The following is a 20,394-nucleotide window of genomic DNA, read 5'->3' as shown; positions in this document are numbered from 1 at the left end:
TCCACTGCTGCGCTGCGTCATGCTGCATGCCATTGGATTTAGAGTGATTGCTCAATGGCTGCGATGCGCATCATCAAGAAATATCCCAACCGTCGCCTGTACGATACCGAGATCTCCAGTTACATCACCATCGAGGACGTGCGCCAGCTGATTGTCGATGGCGAGGACTTCGAGGTCCGCGACGCCAAGACCGGCGACGACCTGACCCGCACCGTGCTGCTGCAGATCATCACCGAACAGGAACAGGACGGCGAGCCGATCCTGTCCACGCAACTGCTCAGCCACATCATCCGTTTCTACGGCGACTCCATGCAGGGTTTCATGGGCAATTACCTGGAGCGCAGCGTCACCTTGTTCATGGAGCAGCAGCAGCAGTTCCGCCAGCAGATGGGCGGCATGCTGGGGCAGACGCCGTGGACCATGATGAACCAGCTGACCGAGCGCAACATGGAGCTGTGGCAGGAGTTCCAGCGCAACCTCAGCGGTGGCGGCCTCGGCCGGCCGGCGGTCAAGCCGGAAACCACGCAGCGCGAAACGCCGAAAACCTCGCGCTCGCGCTGAACCCGCGGATAGACAACCCAGGCCCGCACATCGCTGTGCGGGCTTTTTAATGCTTCCCTGTAGGAGCGTCCCTTGGGCGCGAGCTCTTGATTTGTTTCGCGATCGGGCTGAAGAGCTCGCGCCCAAGGGACGCTCCTACAGGGGAAGCCTTTATTGATGCAACAGAAAATGGAACAAGGAAAAAAATGGGCAAGCGCATAGCTGTAGTCACCGGCGGGATCGGCGGACTGGGCACGGAGATCTGCAAGGCGCTGGCGCTGGCCGGACGCACCGTGATCGCCGTGGACCTGGATTCTCGCGAACAGCGTATCGCCGGCTTCAAGCGCGAAGTCGAAGGCCTCGACATCCATTTCGCCGCCGCCGATGTCGCCGACCACGAAGATTGCGGCCGACTGGTAAGGGACATCGAGGAACGCCACGGCTCGCTCGACATCCTGGTCAACAATGCCGGCATCACCCGCGATTCGACCCTGCGCAAGATGGATCGCGCGCAATGGGATGCGGTGCTGGACGTGAACCTGGGCAGCGCCTTCAACCTGTGCGGGCACGCGATTGCCGGAATGCAGGCGCGCGCTTTCGGCCGCGTGGTCAACATCAGTTCGGTCAGCGGCCAGACCGGCAATTTCGGCCAGACCAACTACGCCGCAGCCAAGGCCGGGTTGCATGGCTTCACCATGTCGCTGGCGCGTGAAGTAGCCAGCAAGGGCATCACCGTCAACAGCGTTTCGCCGGGTTACATCCACACCGCGATGACCGGTGCGATGCCGCCGGAAGTCCTGGACAAGGTCGCTGCTTCCATTCCCGCCGGCCGCCTGGGCCAGCCCACCGACATCGCCCGCACCGTCGCCTTCCTGAGCGACGATGCCGCCGGTTACATCACCGGCGCGAACGTGCCGGTGAATGGCGGGTTGTTCATGAGTTTCTGAGTAGCGGGATTAGTAGCCCGGGTAGAGCGTAGCGAAACCCGGGGCTCTCGGTGGGTTGGACAACAGCCCCCGGGTTTCGCTGCGCTCTACCCAGGCTACAGTTGTCCCGCGCCCTGCTTGCGCAGATAGTCCGCCAGCCCACCCAGCTGCAGCCCCTGCACCTGATCGATCACCGGCACGAACTTGCCCAGGTCGTCCGGCGTATAGCCGCCGGCGCGATACCACAGAGTGATGCGGGTGCCGCCCTTCTCTTCGGCGAAGCGCCATTCCAGCGCGCCACCGAGGCCCATGCCCTGCAGCGGACCCAGGCCGCCGCTCATGCGCATGGTCTTGCCAGGATCGACGAAAACCACGGTCATGTGCCAGGCCTGCCGGGCGCCATCGATTTCGCAGAAGCAACCGCCGGCTTTCTGCGAAATCGAAAGCTTCGAGGCATCGCCCCACCAGGTGTGGTCGGCCGGCCACCACTTGCCTACGTCATCGACCAAGGCCTTCCAACTGGTGGCCGGATCGGTGGGAACCCACTGCGAATTCTCGACCGTGAAGCCGTTCGCCGCCTGGTCGACGATCCCGGCCTTGGCAACAGGTGGCGCGACAGCGAAAAAGACCAGCGCCGCGCGCAGCACCAGGCCGCGCATCACTTCGCCCCGGTCGCACCGGCGGCCGCGCCCTGGCTGCAATACTTCTGATAGAACTGCTTCGCCTGCGGCATCAACTGCTGCAGATGCTGGATCCGGTTGGCGGGATCGGGATGGGTGGAAGCGAATTCGGGCGGACGCGCGCCGCCACCGAGCTCGGACATGCGCTCCCACAACGGAATCGCTTCCTCCGGGTTGTAGCAGGCAGCGGCGGCCAGCATCAGTCCCACTTCGTCGGCTTGCGATTCATGGCTGCGTCCATAGGGCAGGACCAGACCGTACTGCACGCCGGCACCCAGCGCCGACATCGTCGACTGGTCCACCCCGGCCACGCCGGCCGCCATCTGGCCCATCTGCACCAGTTTCTGCTGGGCCATGCGCTGGGCGCCATGGCGTTGCAGCGCGTGGGCGATTTCATGGCCCATGACCACGGCCATCGCATCGGCGTTCTTCGCGATCGGGATCAGCCCGGTATAGACCGCGATTTTTCCTCCAGGCAAGCAGAATGCATTGGCCTCTTCGGATTGGATGACGTTCACGTCCCACTGATAGCTGCTCAGGTCCGGTGTGGGCTGCTGGTGCAGCGCTGCCAGGTCGGCGGCCACCTGCGGTACACGGGCCACCAGTCGCTGCGCGATCTGCCGGATCTGCTGGCTGGTCGGGTCGTTGGGCGGCAACAGCGCCTGCTGTGCTTGCGCATCGCCCAGCACCTGCTGGTAAGCCTGTGCGCCGAGTTGCGATTCTTCCTCGGGCGTCGCGCCGTAGTGAGCGGATTCGCCGGTATAGGGATCGGTTTCCTTGCTGCCGAACCAGCTGAAGGCCGCATAGCCCGCGAACAACAGAAGTATCCACCAGCGCACGTTGCCGAACAGGCCCCGCCGTCGTGGCGCCTGTTGTTGCTGCTCGTAACCCTGCTGGCCGAACCGGTTGCTGCTCATTTCCTTTCTCCTGTTCAGATGCCGCGTGCCACGCGGAAGCCGGTCCGCGCGCTAGTCATATCCGAATTCGACGACGAGCGCCATGCCGCGCGCGCCTGCACCGGCGAGCCGGCCCAGGAACCACCGCGGACCACCCGCGAACGGCAGCCTGGATTGAACCACGGCGCCCCCCCGGCCGGGGCGCGGCGATAGCTGGCATGCCAGCAGTCGCTGACCCATTCGCTGACATTGCTGCCCATGTCGTACAGGCCCCATGGATTGGCCTTGTAGCTGCCGCCCGGCGCCGGGCCCCAGTAACCGTCGCCGTAGGAGACGAAGGCGTTGTTCCAGTGCCGCCCGCTGGGGGAAACGTCGTTGCCGCCGGTAAGGTTGCCGAAACCCTTCGGCGGGATGCCGTTGTTGCCCCAGGGGTAACGGCCCTGCACGCCGGCGCGTGCGGCGTACTCGAACTCCGCTTCGCTTGGCAGCCGATAGCCGCGACCGGTCTGTTGCGACAGCCACTCCGCATAGGCCTCGGCGTCGCGCACGCTGACATGCAGCACCGGCAGGTCGTCGGCGGCCTTGGCACCGGCGTAATCGGATTGCCAGTCGACGCCGCTGCGCCGCGCGAAGTTGCCGCTGCGCTCGTCGTACACGGTGGAATGACCGCGCCGGCTGGCCCGTGGCCGGTATCGGGTCGCCTGCACGAAGCGCCGGAACTCGCCCACGCTGACCGCTTTCCGCGACAGGGCGAAACCGCGCTCGAAACGCACGTAATGGGCGGGCTTTTCCGCATCGGCCGCACCCGGCTCGCTATCGGCGGCGCCCATCCGGAATCCGCCGTGCGGCAGCACGATCATTTCCGGCGCGCGGCCTCCGTTGGCCAGCGCATCGGTGAACGCCTGGCCGGGCCGGAACAACCCGTAGTGGGTGGCCAGGTCGATGCGCTCGCGGAAATCCGCGGCCACCGGGTCGCCGGGTTCGGCGATGCGCAGGACTTCGGCCAGCAGGATCCTGGCGTTGCGCAAACCGCGTGGCGTGACCAGGTCCTTGCTGCCGCTTTCGCGCAACGCCGCGATCCGCGCATGGCGGATGCCCGCGATGCGTCGTTGCGCGTCCGCGATCGTGGGCGATGCCTCACGCACCTCGCCCGCCAACGCCAGCCAGCGCCCGGCGGCGATGAAATCGCCGGCCGCCGCGCTTTCCTCCGCTTGCCGGATCAATGCGCTTTCGGTGGCCGCGAGGCCTTGCAAGGCGCGCGCCTGCTTGGGCTGCAGCGCCAACACTTCGCGGAAGCGGGCAAGCGCAGCCTCGCCGGATGGGCCGATCCGGTCGTCGCGCAAGACGCGTTCGCCCTCGGCGTTGAGCCGCCACAACTGGTCGGCCAGGTCCACCTTCGCCAGATAGGCGACGACCGCGGGATCCTGCGGTGCCAACGTGCGCGCGACCGCGGCGATCTCGCCCGCGCGGCTCAGCGCATCGGCATCGTCATCGGCGCCGGCCAGGGCCGTATCGCCGCGTTGCAGCAACTGCCGCAGCGATTTTTCCAGCCCGCGCGCGACCTGTTTGTCCCCGGGTGCGATTTCCTTCAGTACCAGGTACAGCGGAATCGCATCGTCCGCTTCCGTGTACAGGCGTCCCTCGGCCAGGGCCCGGGCCGCATCGCGCTTTGCCCTGGCGACGTCCTGCGCAAGCACCTGCGGCCGCGGCGGCTGCCAGTTCCACGCAGCGGCGCCGCTTTCGTCGCCGCTGACGGTGATGCTGGGCAGGCGCGGATCCACCGCTTCGGCGACCGTCACCTTCGCCGGAGCGACCGGCTCGGGTGCACGCCCGCAGGCGCACAACAGCGCCAGGGTCGACAGCAACAGGTACCGGATCGCGCGCATCTTCCTCCACAATGTCGGTTCGCCGCGGTCGGCGTGGCGTTAGGCTATTGTCGCCCGACCCGGCGATCGATGCATTCACCTGGAGATTTCGTGCCCGTCTGGATAGATGACCCCGCAACATTGCGCACCCGGCTACAGAACCCGCCCGCCTGGGTCGGCCTGGATACCGAATTCGTCCGCGAACGCACTTACTGGCCGCAACTGGCGCTGGTGCAGATGGCGATCGGCGACGAGATCCTGCTGATCGACCCGCTCGCCCCCGGCATCGCCGAAGCGCTGCGGCCGCTGCTGGCCGATCCCGCCGTGCTCAAGGTGATGCACAGCGCCAGCGAGGACCTGGTGGCGCTGTCGCATGATTGCGGCGTGTTGCCCGTGCCGTTGTTCGACACCCAGATCGCCGCCGCGCTGTGCGGCATCGGTGGCGGCATGGGTTACCAGAAGCTGGTCCAGGAAATCACCGGTGTGGCCCTGGCCAAGGGCGAGACGCGCTCCGACTGGCTGCGCCGTCCGCTCAGCGATTCGCAGCTGGAATACGCGGCCGACGACGTGGTCCACCTGGGCGCGATCTACCACGAACTCGATACCCGCCTTCGCGCACTGGGACGACGCGAATGGCTGGACCAGGATGGCGAGCGCATGCTGGCCAATGCCAGCCAGGACGGCGAACGCTGGCCGCACCTGTCCATGCGCAGCGCGCAGTTCCTCGAAGCACCAGCGCAATTGCGCCTGCTGCGCCTGCTGCGCTGGCGCGACGCGCAGGCACGGGACAGCGACAAGCCGCGCAGCTGGATCCTGGACAACGAACTAGCCACCAATCTGGCGCGTACGCCGCCCGGCGACCGCGCCCAGCTTCAATCCCAACTCGAGGCCCACCCGAAGGCGCCGCGCAAACTGGGCGACGCGATCTGGCAGGCATTGGCCACGCCACTGGAAGACGAAGCGCAGGCGCCGCTCGCGCGCAACGCCAGCAACGAGGACAAGAACGCGCTCAAGCGGCTGCAGGATGCGGTGTCGGCACGCAGCGCCGAACTGGGATTGCCGGACGGAATCCTCGCCTCCCGCCGCTATCTCGAATCGCTGCAGGAAAACGGCACCTGGCCCACCGCGCTCGCCGGCTGGCGCCGCGAGGTGCTGGAGCCCATGCTGGCACCACTGTTGCCGCAGGCCGGGTGAACCACGGGGCTTCTTCAGCTCATTTTCTGTTGTCGATCGGAGGTCGTCGATCGAAGCTTGTCCGGCGGGTACCAGCCTGCATGTGCCAACCCGCATGATGACTGCCGGGCGGCATTATCGAGACCAGGACCACGGGCCTGTCCTGCCGCGGCGTTTGGACTTGCCGCTCGTTGGCGAACATTTGCTGCGCCTTGTCCGCCAGCATTTCCAGGATATTCGTTAGATGCCGTTCTCCTCATTGGGCTTCTCGCCGTACCTGTTTCCCCTGCTCGAGCGTGCGCTTGACCAGGCAGGCTACGCGGCACCGACACCGATCCAGGAGCGCGCCATACCGGCCATCCTGCGTGGGCAGGACCTGCTCGCCCGCGCCCGGACCGGCTCCGGCAAGACCGCTGCCTTCGCACTGCCCTTGCTGCAGCGGTTCGCCCTCGCGTCCTCCGCACCGCCGCGCCGGGTACGCAGCCTGGTCCTGGTCCCCACGCGTGAACTGGCCGCGCAGGTGGGCGACACCTTCGTCCAGTTGGGCCGGCACCTTTCCCCGCCCATCAAGGTGGCTGCGGTATTCGGCGGAGTTTCCATCAATCCGCAGATGATCGATCTGCGCTGGGGTGCCGACATCGTGGTCGCCACCCCGGGCCGCTTACTGGATCTGGTGGACAACAACGCGCTCAGCCTGGCCGACGTGAACACCCTGGTGCTGGACGAGGCGGACCGGCTGCTGGACCTGGGCTTCGAGGACGAACTCCGGCGCCTGCTTGCACTGCTTCCACCTGCGCGGCAGACATTGCTGTTCTCCGCCACCTTCCCGGCTTCCATCCGGGCCCTGGCCAACGATCTGCTGCAGGAACCCGAGCGCATCGACGTGCAGGCCGAATCGCAGCCTTCGCCGGATATCCGGCAACGCGCGCTTGAAGTGGATCCGGGACAGCGCACGCAGTTGCTCCGGCACCTGCTGCTGCAGGAAGGCTGGGGCCGCGCCCTGGTGTTCGTTGCCAGCAGGCACGCGGCCGAAGTCGTCGCGGCCAAGCTTTGCAAGGCCGGCATCCAGGCCGAAGCCTTGCATGGCGACCTGAGCCAGGGCCGGCGCACGCGTGTGCTGCAGGAGTTCAAGCAGGAGCAGGTGCAGGTGCTGGTGGCCACCGATGTGGCGTCGCGCGGCATCGACATCATGGAACTGCCGGTGGTGGTCAACTACGACCTGCCGCGTTCGACCACCGACTACACCCATCGCATCGGCCGCACCGGCCGCGCCGGACAGAGCGGCGTGGCGATCAGCTTCATCAGCGCGGGCACCGCGGCGCACTTCCGCCTGATCGAAAAGCGCGGGCGCTTGCGCGTGCCGCGCGAACGGATCGCAGGATTCGAACCGATGGAGGCCTTGGCGCCCAATCCGGCGGATCCTGCCGCGACCGGCGGCATCAAAGGTACGCGGCCCAGCAGGAAGGACAAGCTTCGCGCGGCGGCGGCCTTGGAGAAACGCGACAAGGATTGAAAACGGCGCGCACGTAGGAGCGACGTGAGTCGCGAAGGATATCTCCTGGCGTTTGTTCCGCTCGCGACTCACGTCGCTCCTACGTCCCGGACTCCTCGCGCGGCTTTCCCCACACATCGGGCGGCGGCGCTTTCACGCTGCGGTGGCCGGGCTTGCTCACCACTTCCACATAGAACTGGTCGCCGCCATCGGCCACCAGCGCATCGATGGAACTGAACAGATCGCCGTACGGAATCACTACCGCACTGGCCTCGTCCACGCCCGACTTCGTATCGAAATCCCAGTAATCGACACCCGCGGGCAAGGTCTTGTTGCGCTCGCGCTTGAGGTATTTGCGGATATCGTGCTTGCTGGCCTCGAGCAATCGATCGCGGTTCTTGCCTTCTATGTTGAGCGTGTAGGTTTTTCTCACTGGGATCCTGATGGGTTATCGGTTCTGGTCGGCATGCCGGCATGGCGCTGGTGGCGGGCCTCGGCGGGTGCCGGTCCTCGCCTGCGGAGGCAAAGCGGCATCCGGCGCATGCCGGAACGATACTCCACCTCGTCGGGCAAGGGTCCGCCTTTATTGCATGTGTCGATACCGGGCGACCTGAAGGCGAGCTTCCCAAGCCGCCCGGACTGGCGCCGCACTCACCCATGGCGTTAGAATTCCACCGCACCTGGGGCGGTAGCTCAGCTGGGAGAGCGCCACGTTCGCATCGTGGAGGTCAGGGGTTCGATCCCCCTCCGCTCCACCACAGGATCGCAAAGGGCTGCGGGAAACCGCAGCCCTTCTTTGTTTTTTGGAATCGGCTTCCCGGCGACACCTCGGCATCGCCGTAGGAGCGGGCCTTGCCCGCGATGCCCTTGCGCGATCTGGCCGAAGAGCATCGCGCCCAAGGGGCGCTCCTGCGGAAATGGGAAAGGGCTGCGGTTTTCCGCAGCCCTTTCTTGTCGCCACTACTTGCCGACCGCTTAGAACTTGTAGGTCAATCCCAACAGGTAGGTCCGGCCCCATTCGACGTATTCCAGGGGGCGGTCCTTGCTGCCGGCGTAGGTCCGGTAGGCCTCGTTGGTCAGGTTGCTGGCCTGGAGCAGCAGGGACAATCCGCTGAGGGCGGTTCCTTCGCCGAAGGTGTAGCTGACCTGCGCATCGGTGATGTTTTCGCCGATGACATAGCGCAACGTGCGGTTGCCGTTGAAGTTGCCGATTTCGCCGATGAAGTCCGAACGACGACGCTGGTTGACGCGCGCCTCGAAACCATTCCTTTCGTAATAGACCGTCAGGTTGTAGATGCGCTTGGACAGGCCCGGCAGGTCGATTTCGCCGCTACCCACGCTGCTTGAGCTTTCCGGGTCGCGGATCTTGATGTTGCTGTCGTTGAAGGTGGCGCTGGCCACTACGCCGAAACCCTGCAATGCGTCGGTGACCATCTCGAGCGGCAAGGAAGCGGTGAGCTCCAGGCCTTGCAGGGTGCCGCCCTCGCCGTTGACCGGCCTGGAGTAGCTGCCGGTCGGGTTGACCCCGACGCCCGGGAAATTCGCATGCTCGGGAATGTCGGGCGTGTACGCGGACAGATCGTAGAACGGATCGGTCTGGGTATAGATGTACGACTGCAGGTCCTTGTAGAAATAGGCGGCCGCCACATAAGCCCGGGTACCGAAGTACTTTTCGTAGGAGATATCGAATGCATTGGCGCGCCATGGATCCAGCATGGGGTTGCCGCCACTGGCGAAGCTGTCACGCAGGTTGGTGCCGGTGTCCGGGTTCGGGCCATCCGAAGCGGTCACTTCGAGCGAGGCGCGCAACTGGTCCACGCGCGGACGCGCCACCTGCCTGGCAAGGGCTACACGCAAGGTCTGGTCGTGGTCGAAACCAAACACCAGGTTCATGCTCGGAAGCACGTCGGTGATGGTCTTGCCCATATGGATGGGCTGGGGATCGCTGCCGCCGGAGAGCCGGATCGCATCCGAGGATTGATCGACACGCTGGAGTTGTACGCCCGCATTGCCGCGCACCGTTACGTTGCCCCATTCGGTGTCGATATTGCCCCGCAGGTAGGCGGTGGTGGTTTCCTCGTTCACGTCCCAGGCCTTGGCGACGAGGTACGGGAACGCCGTGGCACTCGGTTCGAAGGTCATGTAGCGGGCGACCGCGCCCGGAACGTTCCAGGCGGGGATATAGCCGATGCCGGCGAAGCCGAGGTTGACCGGGTCGTATTGCAAGTCCGACGCGATGGTCGTGTTGCCTTGCGCGCCGAGATTGATGTTGCCTTCGGGCTGGCGCTTGTTCTTTTCGCGATCGGCGTAGTTCAAGCCGAAATCGATGTCCGAGAACCCCTTGAGCCAGGCCGGCGCCGGCAGCGAAACGGCCAGCTTGGCGGTTCTGAGTTCATCGACAACTTTCGGCACCTTGCCGTAGCCCGAGCCGTAGATCGTGCCGGTGAGGTACAGCGAATTCGGATCCGAATAGTCCCGGCCCGGATTCAGCTGGGAAAAGCCGTTGTTCCTGATCTGCAATTGCAGCGTATCCGGCTGCGGGGCAGGCAACATCTGGGTATTGTTTTCCAGGTTGAGTTCGTCGCGCTTGGCGCGCGACCAGCCGATGTCGGCGACGATGCGCGCCTGGCCGACGGTGAAGTCGTTGTTCCAGCCGAAGGCGTTGATCTCGTCCTCGCGCTTGTTGTACATGCCGCGCACCAGCGGATACACGTTGCCCACCGTACCGCCGGTAAAGGTGTTGTCGCCGTTGATGACCGGATCGGTGACTTCCAGGCGGCCATAGCCGCCGTTGTAGTCGCCGATATGGACCTCAAGCTGGTTGGCGGTATCCACCTGCTCGGCCGAGGAATGGAACATGTCCAGCGTGCTGGTCCAGGCATTCGAAGGACGGTACTGCAGCGTGGCCATCAAGCCGGTGCGGGTTTGCTCGCCGGTGCGGCGCAGCGCCTTGATGCCGTCCGAGTAGAAGGTCCCGGCAGGCACTCCCGGACGCCAGTTGTCGCCGATGGCCTGCCAGGGTTCGTACAAGCCGACCTGGTTTTCCTGGATGGGCGTATTCGAATAGGAGTAACCCAGCGCGATGCCGAAGGTATTGTCGGCGAACTGGTCGATGTAGCTGATGTTGTAACGGCCGCCGGTCGCATCGCTGTCTGCCGCCGAACCCAACGAGTTGCGCTGGCCGCGGATGCCGACGATGGCCGCGGATCCGTCATAGCTCAGCGGACGCACGGTTTGCATGTCGATCGTGCCCGACAGCCCCTGGCCGATGAGGCCGGCGTCCGGGGTCTTGTATACGGTCACGCCGCTGACCAGTTCGGAGGGATATTGGTCGAATTCCACGCTGCGGTTGTCGCCTGTGCTGACCATTTCGCGGCCATTGAGCAGTGTGGTGGAGAAGTCCGGCGACAGGCCCCGCACGCTGATCACCTGCGCACGGCCAGCGACGCGCTGCGCGGCCAGGCCCGGCAGGCGGCCGATGGATTCGGCGATGCTGACATCCGGCAGCTTGCCGATGTCTTCCGCCGTCACCGCCTCGACGATGGAGGTGGAATCGCGCTTGACCGAGATGGCGCCTTCGATGCCTGCGCGGATGCCGGTGACGGTCACCGTTTCGAGTTCGGTGGTGGCGTCTTTCCTGGCATCGCCTTTCTTGGCAGCTGCGGCCTCGGCCTGCGTTGCCTGGTCGGTGGTTTCGTCAGCCGATTGTGCGTAGGCAGCCGTCGCGCTCATCGTCACTACGGACGCCAGCGCCACGCTCAGCAGATTGCGCTTGAGCTTTACCATCTCCCCTCCACTCCCATGGTTGGTTTTTCAGTTTCACGGCTCTGTCGCGGTGCCGTTGCGGCACCCGCATGGAGCCGTGCGTCCGGTTACGCAGGCCGTTCCCGATACGTGCGGCAATGGTAGTCGCGGCACTCGCCGCACAACTTGTGCTGCATACGTATTCATGCAAATGCGTCATCCAATGACGCAGCACTCGTCATGCACGCGGGCTTCGAACGGACTGCTCGCTCGGACACCTGCGTATTCAGGAGACCCGGTCGCATTGCCTGCGCTTCGAATCAAATCCTTGCGATGAGAAACGATTCAATCCCCTGCCGATCCGGACAACACGCACACGCATGTTGCGACGCAGCAAGACGATCAAGATTTCAGCGGCGCGTAATTCCGGATACAGCGCGGCAGCGAAAAGCAACTCGAGTGCATCGTCAATCCGCAATCATGGAAGCGGCGTCCATCTCATTCCTGCGGCTGTGCGTCTGGCCGCTCCTTCCCGTAAGCCCACCGCAGGAACAACGGCAGCATCCGCGCCCACGCGGCCTGGTTGTGCCGGCCATCCGGCAGCAACTCGAAGGCGACTGCTTCTTCGCAGGACGGATGCGATGCGTATTCCAGGTTCGCGGAATAACCCAGCCGCGCGAGCCCGCTGGCCAGGTCGAGGGTGTCGTCGACGGCGTCGATCACGCCATCGCCGTCGCGATCATCGGTTTCCTCCGCGCTGCCGACCGCGAACCAGAACCGCGAGCCGGCACGCTTCGGCCCGGCCTCGACCCTGCCCTGCGCCAGCCGCGTGCGCTGCACGCTGGCCGCGTCGGTCCGATCGGACGACAGCCAGAACGAAGGCGAGAACGCGCCGACTCGTCCGAACACATCCGGATATTCCCAGCCCAGGTTGAAGGCATTGAGTCCGCCCAGCGACCAGCCGAGCACGCCGCGCGCTTGGGGTTCGCGACGGGTGCGATAGCGACTGTCGATGTAGGGAACCAGTTCGCCAGCGACCCATTCGGAATAGTCGTGCGCGCGGCGGCCTATGGGACCGAAGCGCGAATCGCCGACGATACTGCGTCGCCCCGCCCGATCGGACAGACCGTACGTGCCCATGCGATCCGGCAGCATGTCGATGGCGACGACGATGACTTTTTCCATTGCATCGTCCGCGTATAACTTCTCCAGCGTCGGACCCAACCCAACCTCAGCCGCGTCCTGTCCATCGTTGAGATACAGCGTCGGATAGGCCGTTCCGGAAGCCGGTTCATAACCCGGCGGCAGGTAAATGGCGACCTTGACCTTGTCCGGGGCGAACGCCTTCGCCTCCAGCTCGGCACCGATTACGGTCGATGCGCCAAGTGCTTGTGGGAGCGGCGTCAGTCGCGATGAGAGCGCATCGATACCCGGATCGCGACCGACGTCGCTGCTACGGACTCCGTGATGGGTCGCACAGGCGGCAAGGATCGCGATCATTGCGACGATCATGGTCCTTGCTGGCAAGCGGCATGGTTCCGTCATTGATTCACCTCGTGGGAGCGGCGTCCCGCCGCGAGCTTTTCGCCCTTGCCCGATTCCCCAGGAAACACAAGCGGCAACAAGATCAAGAGCTCGCGGCGGGACGCCGCTCCCACGATCAAGCGATCGTTGCGTAGAACACCCCTTGCGCGGGCAATTTAAGCAAGCCATCTTCTACCTGCCCGGCGATGAGGCCGTGGCTGTCGATGGCCCGCACTTGCAGGTCGCCAGGAATTTCCCATTCCACCGCCGCGGCGGACAGGTTGAAGGCCACCAGCAAGCGCTGGCCCTCGAAGCTGCGGATGAAGGCCAGCACCGGCTCGGCCGTGTCGAGGAAACGGATGTCGCCCCATTGCAATGCCGGCTGGGTCTTGCGCCAGCGCAGGAACCCGCGCGTGGCGTTGAGCGTGGAGTGCGCGTCGCGCTCCTGCCCTTGCACGGCCAGCGCGCGATGCGCCTCGGCGATGGGCAACCAGGGATGGCTGCCGGTGGTGAATCCCGCCTGCGCGCTGTCGTCCCAGGGCATCGGCGTGCGGCATCCATCGCGGCCCTTGAAGTTGGGCCAGAAGGTCTTGCCGTAGGGATCCTGCAGCGCTTCGTAAGGCACGTCGGCCTCGCCCAGACCCAGTTCCTCGCCCTGGTACAGGCACACCGAACCGCGCAGCGAACATACCAGCGCCACCAGTTGCTTGGCGAAGGTGCCGCTCGCCTCCGCCCCGCCCCAGCGCGTGACCGCGCGCTGCACGTCGTGGTTGGAGATCGCCCAGCACGGCCAGCCGTCGGCCATCCTCGCCTCCAGCGCCTCGGCGGTGCCACGGATGTAGGCGGCGGAAAAATCCTCGGTCAGCAGTTCGAAGCTGTATCCCATGTGCAGGCGACGATCGTTGACGTATTCGCCCATGGTCGCCAGCGAATCCTCCGACGATATCTCGCCCAGCGTGGTCGCCCCCGGATAGCGGTCGAACAATTCGCGCAACTGCTCCATCAGCGCGAGGTTCTCGGGCTGGGTGTTGTTGTAGTGGTGGTACTGGTAGGCGTACGGGTTGTCGGCGCTGAAGCCGCGGCCGACGCGCAGGTGCGCCGGCTTGGCCGGGTTGTCGCGCAGTTGCGCATCGTGGAAGCAGAAATTGATCGAGTCCAGGCGCATGCCGTCGACGCCGCGGTCCAGCCAGAATTTCAGGTTGTCCAGCATCGCCTCGCGCACCGCCGGGTAGTGGAAATTCAGCTGCGGCTGCGAGGACAGGAAGTTGTGCAGGTAGTACTGCTCGCGGCGTGGTTCCCACTTCCAGGCCACGCCGCCGAACAGCGACATCCAGTTGTTCGGCGGGGTGCCGTCGGGTTTCGGATCGGCCCATGCGAACCAGTCCGCCCTTGGGTTGTCGCGGCTTTCGCGGCTTTCCCTGAACCATTCGTGCTCGACCGAACAATGGCTGAGCACCTGGTCAATCATCACCTTGATGCCCAGGCCGTGGGCCTTGGCCAGCAGGCGGTCGAAATCGGCGAGGGTGCCGAACAGCGGGTCGACATCGCGATAGTCGGCGATGTCGTAGCCGAAGTCGGCCATCGGCGACTTGAAGAACGGCGATATCCAGATCGCGTCCACGCCCAGGCTGGCGACGTAGTCCAGCCTGTCTACGATCCCGGGCAGGTCGCCGACGCCGTCGCCATTGGTATCCATGAAACTGCGTGGGTAGATCTGGTAGATCACCCCGCCACGCCACCAACGATTCGTCGCCATCCGCGTCCTCTGACTTTCATGCCCCGCGCAGCCGTCCGCTGCGCGCAATGGGCGACACTATTCCATGCCGCGCCGTCCGCGGCATTGGACCGGTTCGCGTGCTGGCGATGAATACGTATGCGACGCGAGCTGTCGTCGCATGGGCCAAAACGTCCTCCGGATCGCCTGCGGCCCATCGATACCACGAAAAAAGCCTTGCTTTCAGCGGTTTTCGTTACCTCTGCTCGCGCGCGCCGGCATTACACAGGAAAGCACGGAGAGCGTGGAACGTCTCGCAGTGCAGCATGGTTTCCGCAAGCATTGCCTGCAACATGCCCGGGGTCGTCGCCCAGTGCGGCGGGGGACATGCGGAATGAGAGCACGCAGAATGAACACATCGGACACGAGCACATCCGCTACGAGCGTGGCCGGCACGAACAGGAAGCCGCAGCTTTCGTTCTGGCAGATCTGGAACATGTGCTTCGGCTTCTTCGGCATCCAGTTCGCCTTCGCCCTGCAGAACGGCAGCATGAGCCGCATCTTCCAGACCCTGGGCGCGAAGATGGACGACCTGGCCATCCTCTGGATCGCCGCGCCGATGACCGGCCTGCTGGTGCAACCGATCATCGGTTACTACTCCGACCGCACCTGGACCCGGCTGGGCCGCCGCCGTCCCTACTTCCTGGTCGGCGCGATCCTGACCACGCTGGCGCTGTTCGTGATGCCGAACTCGTCGGTGCTGTGGTTCGCGGCGATCATGCTGTGGCTGCTGGACGCATCGATCAACATCTCGATGGAACCGTTCCGCGCCTTCGTCGGCGACCAGTTGCCGCCCGAGCAGCGCACGCGTGGTTTCGCCATGCAGAGTTTCTTCATCGGCGCGGGTGCGGTCGTCGCTTACCTGCTGCCCGAGATCCTGACCCAACTGGGCGTGGCCAACACCGCCGCCGCGGGCGACATCCCGCCTAGCGTGCGCATGTCCTTCTACATCGGCGGCGTGGTGCTGATCTGCGCGATGGGCTGGACGATATTGCGGACGCACGAGTATCCGCCGGAACAACTGGAACGCTTCGACGACGCCCATCCCGAAGTCGCCGCCGCCCCGCCCCCCGTCTCCGGCAGCCGGCTGGCGAAGGAAATGGCGGTTTTCCTGGTGCCGGCGGCGGTGCTGGCGTTCTGCGTCGGCCGTCATGGCCTGGACAAGTCCCTGTACCTGCTCGCTGGCGGTCTTGCCGCCTATGCGTTGCTGTTGCTGCTGACCTTCGGCGGGCGCCGTGGCGGCGCGCTGGGCGAAATCATCCACGACATGCGCCACATGCCGGTCACCATGCGACGGCTGGCGGTGGTCCAGTTCTTCTCCTGGTTCGCGCTCTTTGCGATGTGGATCTACACCACGCCGGCGGTCACCGCGCTGCATTTCCACAGCACCGACACCACATCTGCCGCCTACAACGACGGCGCCGACTGGGTAGGCGTGCTGTTCGCCGCCTACAGCGCGTTCTCCGCGCTGGCGGCGTTCGGCCTGGCCCCGCTGTCGCAGCGCATCGGCCTGCGCGCCACCCACCTGACCTGCCTGGTGATCGGCGGCCTGTCCTTCCTCTCGTTCCGCTTCATCCAGGATCCGAGAATGCTGTTGCTGCCGATGGCCGGCATCGGCATCGCCTGGGCGGCGATCCTGGCCATTCCCTATTCGCTGCTCAGCGGCGCGGTGCCGGCCAGGAAGATGGGTGTGTACATGGGCATCTTCAATTTCTTCATCGTCATCCCGCAGCTGGTCGCCGCCAGCCTGCTGGGTTTCCTGCTGAAGACCTTCTTCGGCAACCAGCCGATCAATGCGCTGATGATCGGCGGCATCAGCCTGATCCTAGCCGGACTATGCGTGCTGATGGTGCGCAAGGAGACCGTGGCATGACCTCACCCCGCATCACGCTGCTCGCTGCAGCAATGCTGTACGCAAGCTCTTCTGTCTCCGTGCTCGCTGCGGACGCCGACGATTTCTACGGCACCACCGAACCCTTCGCCAGCGAAGCCATCTACTTCGTCATGACCGACCGCTTCGTCAACGGCGATCCGTCCAACGACCATCGCGACCAGGGCGGGAAGGATCCGGCGCTACGGACCTTCGACCGGCCGGTGGCGGATGCGGACGGGGACAACATCGGCTACCTCGGCGGCGACTTCAAGGGCATCGTCGAGAACGCGGACTACATTCGCGGCATGGGCTTCACCAGTGTCTGGGTGACGCCGATCGTCGACAACCCGGACCAGGCCTTCACCGGAGGCTCGCCGATCGGATCCGATGCGTTCTTCAAGGACCAGGGCAAGACCGGCTACCACGGCTACTGGGGCACCAACTTCTACAAGCTGGACGAACACCTGCCCAGCGAAGGCCTGGACTTCGCCGGCTTCACCCGGGCGATGAAGGACAAGCAACTGGACGTGGTCCTGGATATCGTCGGCAACCATGGCTCGCCCGCCTACAGCATGCCGAAGATGCAGCCGCAGTACGGCAAGGTCTACGACCGCGACGGAAAACTCATCGCCGACCACCAGAATCTGGATCCGGCCAAGCTCGACCCGGCGCACAAGCGCCTGCACGCGTTCTACAACACCGCCGGTGGCCTGGCCCAACTATCCGACTTCGACGAGGACAATCCGGCGGTGCTCGACTACCTGGTCGGCGCCTACGGACAGTGGATCGACCAGGGCGCGGCGGCATTCCGCGTCGATACCATCGGCTGGATGCCGCACCGGTTCTGGAAGGCCTTCGCCGACCGCATCCGCGCCAGGCATCCGGATTTCTTCCTGTTCGGCGAGGACTTCAACTACGACGCGGCCACCATCGCCGGGCACACCCTGCCACGCAACGGCGGCATCAGCGTGCTGGATTTCCCTTTGCGCGGGAAGCTGGCTGAATTGTTCGAGAAGCCGGGCAGCGATTTCGCCGAACTGGAGAAGGCGCTGTACCTGGAGGATGGTCCCTACGCCAATCCCTACGACCTGGTGACTTTCTACGACAACCACGACATGGCCCGGATGAATGCCACCGACCAGGGTTTCATCGACGCCAACAACTGGTTGTTCACCGCGCGCGGCATCCCCGCGGTCTATTACGGTTCGGAAACCGGCTTCATGCGCGGCCACGCCGAGCATGATGGCAATCGCAACTATTACGGCCAGGAGCGCGTGGATGCGGCTGGCAAGAGTCCGATCTACCCCGCGTTGAAACGCATCGCCACCCTGCGCCGCGATTCACCCGCATTGCAGCGCGGATTGCAGTTGAACCTGCGGTTGAAGGGCGACGAAGCGGTGTTCTACCGCGTGTACGAACACGAGGGCATCACCCAGACCGCACTGGTGCTGTTGAACAAGGGCGACGCCGCACGATCGATCCAGGTCAGCGAGTTCCTGCAGCCCGGGACGTGGCGCGACGGATTCAGTAGCAAGAAGATCAAGGTCGGCAGGCAGCTGCGTATCGACATCCCTGCCCATGGCGTGCGCGTGCTGTTCTTCGACCAGGCGCTGACCCGCAAGGACCTGCGCGCGAGGCTAGCCGATTCGATGTCGCGCAAGAATCGCTGAGCCCCGGATCACCGTAGGAGCGACGTAAGTCGCGAAACAAATCACCCTTCGCGACTTACGTCGCTCCTACGACACTGCCGGCCCCGATGCCCAGACGCTGTTCGGCTCCCCCGTGACCGCGCGGCGGGCCGTAGCCCGCGCCAGCGCGGCGAAGCCGAACGCCATGGCCAACGCCCCCGCGTCGATACAGAACAAACCCCACTGCCCCGCCGCTGCGCTCTTCCAGAACCACCAGCCCGTGGCGAAACCATGCGCGACCGGCACCAGCACCGTTACCAGTGCGGCCAGCCACAGGAGCTCCTGTGCGGCGCGCACCGGCGTGCGTGTCGAAGACCACAGCAGGCACAGGCCCCAGGTGCCGAAACATACCCAGCCGATGGCGGAAGCCACATCGACATCGCGCCGCTGCGCCAGCCATTCGGACCACTGCGTGGCCACGAACGCCGCCGACACCGCCACGCACAGGCCGATGCAGACACCGACGGTGGCCCGGGCCAGGTTGATCTGCGCACGCCCCTGTTGCCGCTGCCTGCGCTTGCGCCGCGACTCCACCCACAACAGGTTGCCGGAATAGAACAGGAACGCGCCGCCCACGCCCATCAGGAAGTACAGGAGCTTGACCCAGGCATTGCCGTACTCGCCGAAGTGGAGCGCATACGCGGACGCCAGGGTGGCATGGTTGGCGTCGCGCGCACCGGGCAACTGCGTGCGCAGCAATGCACCGGTATTGGCATCCAGCGCCACTGCGCCCAGCGGACCGAGTGCGCCGGGCGATTCGCCGGTGACTTCCACCACGGCATTGCGGTCGCCGGCGTTGGCGAGTTTCAGGTAAGCGGGCTCGAAGCCCTTCTCGCCCTGCTGCAGCGCGATTTCGACCGAGCGCGCATGCCACATCGCCAGGGTTCCCGGTCGCACCGCCTCCTGCGTCGCCGGCCGCACTGGAGCGGTATCGAATGCCGCCGGCAGCGCAGCCATCAATCCGCCGCGGTAGACCAACGGGTTCAGCACCATCATCGTCACCAGCAGCAGGCACAGCATGGCGCCGGTGACTGCGAACATGAGGTGCATGGGCAGGCCGAGCACGCCGACCACGTTGTGCGCGTCCTGCCAGAACCGCTTGAGGTTGCGGCCAGGGCGCAACGCGAACAGATCCTGGACCAGCCTGGGCAAGTGGATCACCAGTCCCGAGAACAGCGCCACGCCGTACAGCAGGCTGACGATGCCCATCAGGTAGGTGCCAGCGACGGGTATCCCCAATGAATAGTGCAATGCATTGACCAGCTCGGACAGCGCGGCCTGCGGCGGTTCCGTCGAGCCCTGCGGATCGTCCAGCGTGGCGAACTGCCAGACGCCTTTCGCATCCTGCCAATAGATCACCGAATGCGGCGATTCATCGCCCGGGATCAGCATGCCCGCGTGCTTGCGCGCTTCGGGATGCCGCCGCAGCGTCTCATCGAGCAGGCGCTGCGCATCGTCGAGCGTCTGCGATGGGCGACCGGCCGCATGCGGCGACTGCCAGACCTGCAGCTCATGATGGCAGACGGTGATGGCGCCGGCGTAGAACGCGACGAACAACGCGAACCCCGCGACCAGGCCCACCCAGGTATGCAAGGTGGTGAACGTGCGCAAGGTGGCTGACTTGAGCTTCATGCGTATCGCCTCACTCGACCAGGCGCATGGATTGCAGCAGCCACAGGAATCCCATCGCGACGAGGGCGGCGATGCTGAGCCATGCCCATGCGCGCTTGCCGTCGCGGAAGAAGAAACTCGCTCCGATGACGCACATCCATATCGGAAAGACCGCGATCAGCCCCGGCACCAGTGTCGCCTGCCAGGGGCCAGGCCACAGCCAGGACACGGCTCCCACCAGACCGGCAGATAGAAAAAAACCCGGAAAGACGCCCGCAAGCGCACGCGCCCACATCAGCCTTCCCCTTCATGCCGACCTGCAGCCGTCCCACCTGTTGCCAACGCAACATAGGGCAACGCCATCATCGCCAGCATCCAGGTTCCCAGCATCACGCATAACCCGGCACCGCCGCCCAGCGTCAGCACCCACAGCCAGAGCGAAAGGCCGGCCAGCGCCAGCCCGGTCCAACTACCGGTGCCGCGCCAGCCGTGCAGCGCCGGCCATCGGCAATGGGCTGAGCCCGCATACAACGCCACCGCGGAAAGCAGCGAAGTCGTGAAAGCAGCGACCGCGATCAGGATGCCCATCGGATGGCGCTAGCGCGCTC

Annotated in this window: 16 protein-coding genes and 1 tRNA gene; 7 read left to right on the top strand and 10 right to left on the bottom strand. The window is 65.1% G+C overall.

The genetic code is table 11. From position 1 onward, the window contains the following. The first annotated feature begins 54 nt into the window (after window positions 1-54). Together phaR and phbB are read left to right on the top strand one after the other, a co-directional pair. Window positions 55-561: a polyhydroxyalkanoate synthesis repressor PhaR gene (gene phaR, locus CSC74_RS01270; protein WP_162312612.1), complete on the top strand. Its 507-nt coding sequence runs from the start codon at window positions 55-57 to the stop codon at window positions 559-561. A gap of 185 nt (window positions 562-746) precedes the next feature. Continuing rightward, window positions 747-1,487, top strand: coding sequence for an acetoacetyl-CoA reductase (gene phbB, locus CSC74_RS01265; protein WP_162312611.1), 741 nt, complete (start codon window positions 747-749; stop codon window positions 1,485-1,487). A 95-nt stretch (window positions 1,488-1,582) separates the two neighbouring features. On the opposite strand, the gene CSC74_RS01260 is transcribed toward phbB, so the two are convergent. Genes CSC74_RS01260 through CSC74_RS01250 form a run of 3 tightly spaced genes read right to left on the bottom strand, consistent with a single transcriptional unit; the run spans window position 1,583 to window position 4,928 of the window. Next, window positions 1,583-2,125 carry an SRPBCC family protein gene (locus CSC74_RS01260; RefSeq protein WP_162312610.1) on the bottom strand — a complete coding sequence of 181 codons (543 nt, stop codon included), beginning with the start codon at window positions 2,123-2,125 and terminating at the stop codon, window positions 1,583-1,585. Then, a complete protein-coding gene (locus tag CSC74_RS01255) occupies window positions 2,125-3,063 on the bottom strand; it encodes a M48 family metallopeptidase (RefSeq protein ID WP_162312609.1) in 939 nt (312 codons plus the stop codon). The genes CSC74_RS01260 and CSC74_RS01255 overlap by 1 nt, the downstream gene beginning before the upstream one ends. A gap of 14 nt (window positions 3,064-3,077) precedes the next feature. Continuing rightward, window positions 3,078-4,928: a formylglycine-generating enzyme family protein gene (locus tag CSC74_RS01250; protein ID WP_162312608.1), complete on the bottom strand. Its 1,851-nt coding sequence runs from the start codon at window positions 4,926-4,928 to the stop codon at window positions 3,078-3,080. A 90-nt stretch (window positions 4,929-5,018) separates the two neighbouring features. Between CSC74_RS01250 and rnd the strand changes: the two genes are divergently transcribed. After that, on the top strand, window positions 5,019-6,101 hold the full coding sequence (gene rnd, locus CSC74_RS01245) for a ribonuclease D (RefSeq protein WP_162312607.1): 1,083 nt from the start codon (window positions 5,019-5,021) through the stop codon (window positions 6,099-6,101). Between the two features lie 223 nt (window positions 6,102-6,324). Further along, window positions 6,325-7,593, top strand: a complete 1,269-nt coding sequence (locus CSC74_RS01240) for a DEAD/DEAH box helicase (protein WP_162312606.1) — start codon at window positions 6,325-6,327, stop codon at window positions 7,591-7,593. Between the two features lie 79 nt (window positions 7,594-7,672). Here the strand turns inward: CSC74_RS01240 and CSC74_RS01235 are convergent, their stop codons facing one another. Continuing rightward, window positions 7,673-8,005, bottom strand: a complete 333-nt coding sequence (locus CSC74_RS01235; protein WP_162312605.1) for a DUF6172 family protein — start codon at window positions 8,003-8,005, stop codon at window positions 7,673-7,675. 249 nt (window positions 8,006-8,254) lie between these two features. Between CSC74_RS01235 and CSC74_RS01230 the strand changes: the two genes are divergently transcribed. Beyond that, window positions 8,255-8,330, top strand: a tRNA-Ala gene (locus CSC74_RS01230). Window positions 8,331-8,547: 217 nt separating this feature from the next. Here CSC74_RS01230 and CSC74_RS01225 read toward each other — a convergent pair. The 3 genes from CSC74_RS01225 to CSC74_RS01215 form a co-directional block, all read right to left on the bottom strand. After that, the gene (locus tag CSC74_RS01225) at window positions 8,548-11,358 is read right to left on the bottom strand and encodes a TonB-dependent receptor (RefSeq protein ID WP_162312604.1); all 2,811 of its coding nucleotides are present in this window, start codon (window positions 11,356-11,358) and stop codon (window positions 8,548-8,550) included. A gap of 456 nt (window positions 11,359-11,814) precedes the next feature. Beyond that, the gene (locus tag CSC74_RS01220) at window positions 11,815-12,816 is read right to left on the bottom strand and encodes an alpha/beta hydrolase (protein WP_162312603.1); all 1,002 of its coding nucleotides are present in this window, start codon (window positions 12,814-12,816) and stop codon (window positions 11,815-11,817) included. A gap of 160 nt (window positions 12,817-12,976) precedes the next feature. Next, window positions 12,977-14,596, bottom strand: a complete 1,620-nt coding sequence (locus tag CSC74_RS01215) for an alpha-glucosidase family protein (protein WP_162312602.1) — start codon at window positions 14,594-14,596, stop codon at window positions 12,977-12,979. Window positions 14,597-15,050: 454 nt separating this feature from the next. Between CSC74_RS01215 and CSC74_RS01210 the strand changes: the two genes are divergently transcribed. Next, window positions 15,051-16,487 carry an MFS transporter gene (locus CSC74_RS01210; protein ID WP_246192985.1) on the top strand — a complete coding sequence of 479 codons (1,437 nt, stop codon included), beginning with the start codon at window positions 15,051-15,053 and terminating at the stop codon, window positions 16,485-16,487. Beyond that, window positions 16,484-18,157, top strand: coding sequence for an alpha-amylase family glycosyl hydrolase (locus CSC74_RS01205; protein ID WP_162312600.1), 1,674 nt, complete (start codon window positions 16,484-16,486; stop codon window positions 18,155-18,157). Before CSC74_RS01210 ends, CSC74_RS01205 begins: the two co-directional genes overlap by 4 nt. 66 nt (window positions 18,158-18,223) lie before the next feature. Here the strand turns inward: CSC74_RS01205 and CSC74_RS01200 are convergent, their stop codons facing one another. The 3 genes from CSC74_RS01200 to CSC74_RS01190 are packed head-to-tail and all read right to left on the bottom strand — an operon-like array spanning window position 18,224 to window position 20,374. Further along, entirely contained in the window at window positions 18,224-19,807 is a 1,584-nt protein-coding gene (locus CSC74_RS01200; protein ID WP_162312599.1) for a PepSY-associated TM helix domain-containing protein, read from the bottom strand. A gap of 10 nt (window positions 19,808-19,817) precedes the next feature. Further along, the gene (locus tag CSC74_RS01195) at window positions 19,818-20,081 is read right to left on the bottom strand and encodes a hypothetical protein (protein ID WP_162312598.1); all 264 of its coding nucleotides are present in this window, start codon (window positions 20,079-20,081) and stop codon (window positions 19,818-19,820) included. Further along, complete coding sequence (locus tag CSC74_RS01190) at window positions 20,081-20,374, bottom strand: hypothetical protein (RefSeq protein ID WP_162312597.1); 294 nt, start codon at window positions 20,372-20,374, stop codon at window positions 20,081-20,083. Before CSC74_RS01190 ends, CSC74_RS01195 begins: the two co-directional genes overlap by 1 nt. Window positions 20,375-20,394: the final 20 nt, after the last annotated feature.

The organism is Pseudoxanthomonas yeongjuensis, from assembly GCF_010093345.1.
Lineage (GTDB): Bacteria > Pseudomonadota > Gammaproteobacteria > Xanthomonadales > Xanthomonadaceae > Pseudoxanthomonas_A > Pseudoxanthomonas_A yeongjuensis.
This window is presented reverse-complemented; position numbering and strand designations above follow the sequence as displayed.

Coding starts and splice junctions, on each gene's coding strand:
- phaR (WP_162312612.1), top strand. CDS start 55: ATGGCTGCGATGCGCATCATCAAGAAATATCCCAACCGTCGCCTGTAC.
- CSC74_RS01250 (WP_162312608.1), bottom strand. CDS start 4,928: ATGCGCGCGATCCGGTACCTGTTGCTGTCGACCCTGGCGCTGTTGTGC.
- CSC74_RS01240 (WP_162312606.1), top strand. CDS start 6,325: ATGCCGTTCTCCTCATTGGGCTTCTCGCCGTACCTGTTTCCCCTGCTC.
- CSC74_RS01200 (WP_162312599.1), bottom strand. CDS start 19,807: ATGAAGCTCAAGTCAGCCACCTTGCGCACGTTCACCACCTTGCATACC.
- phbB (WP_162312611.1), top strand. CDS start 747: ATGGGCAAGCGCATAGCTGTAGTCACCGGCGGGATCGGCGGACTGGGC.
- CSC74_RS01215 (WP_162312602.1), bottom strand. CDS start 14,596: ATGGCGACGAATCGTTGGTGGCGTGGCGGGGTGATCTACCAGATCTAC.
- CSC74_RS01220 (WP_162312603.1), bottom strand. CDS start 12,816: ATGATCGCGATCCTTGCCGCCTGTGCGACCCATCACGGAGTCCGTAGC.
- CSC74_RS01190 (WP_162312597.1), bottom strand. CDS start 20,374: ATGGGCATCCTGATCGCGGTCGCTGCTTTCACGACTTCGCTGCTTTCC.
- CSC74_RS01260 (WP_162312610.1), bottom strand. CDS start 2,125: ATGCGCGGCCTGGTGCTGCGCGCGGCGCTGGTCTTTTTCGCTGTCGCG.
- CSC74_RS01255 (WP_162312609.1), bottom strand. CDS start 3,063: ATGAGCAGCAACCGGTTCGGCCAGCAGGGTTACGAGCAGCAACAACAG.
- CSC74_RS01205 (WP_162312600.1), top strand. CDS start 16,484: ATGACCTCACCCCGCATCACGCTGCTCGCTGCAGCAATGCTGTACGCA.
- CSC74_RS01225 (WP_162312604.1), bottom strand. CDS start 11,358: ATGGTAAAGCTCAAGCGCAATCTGCTGAGCGTGGCGCTGGCGTCCGTA.
- CSC74_RS01210 (WP_246192985.1), top strand. CDS start 15,051: ATGTGCTTCGGCTTCTTCGGCATCCAGTTCGCCTTCGCCCTGCAGAAC.
- CSC74_RS01195 (WP_162312598.1), bottom strand. CDS start 20,081: ATGTGGGCGCGTGCGCTTGCGGGCGTCTTTCCGGGTTTTTTTCTATCT.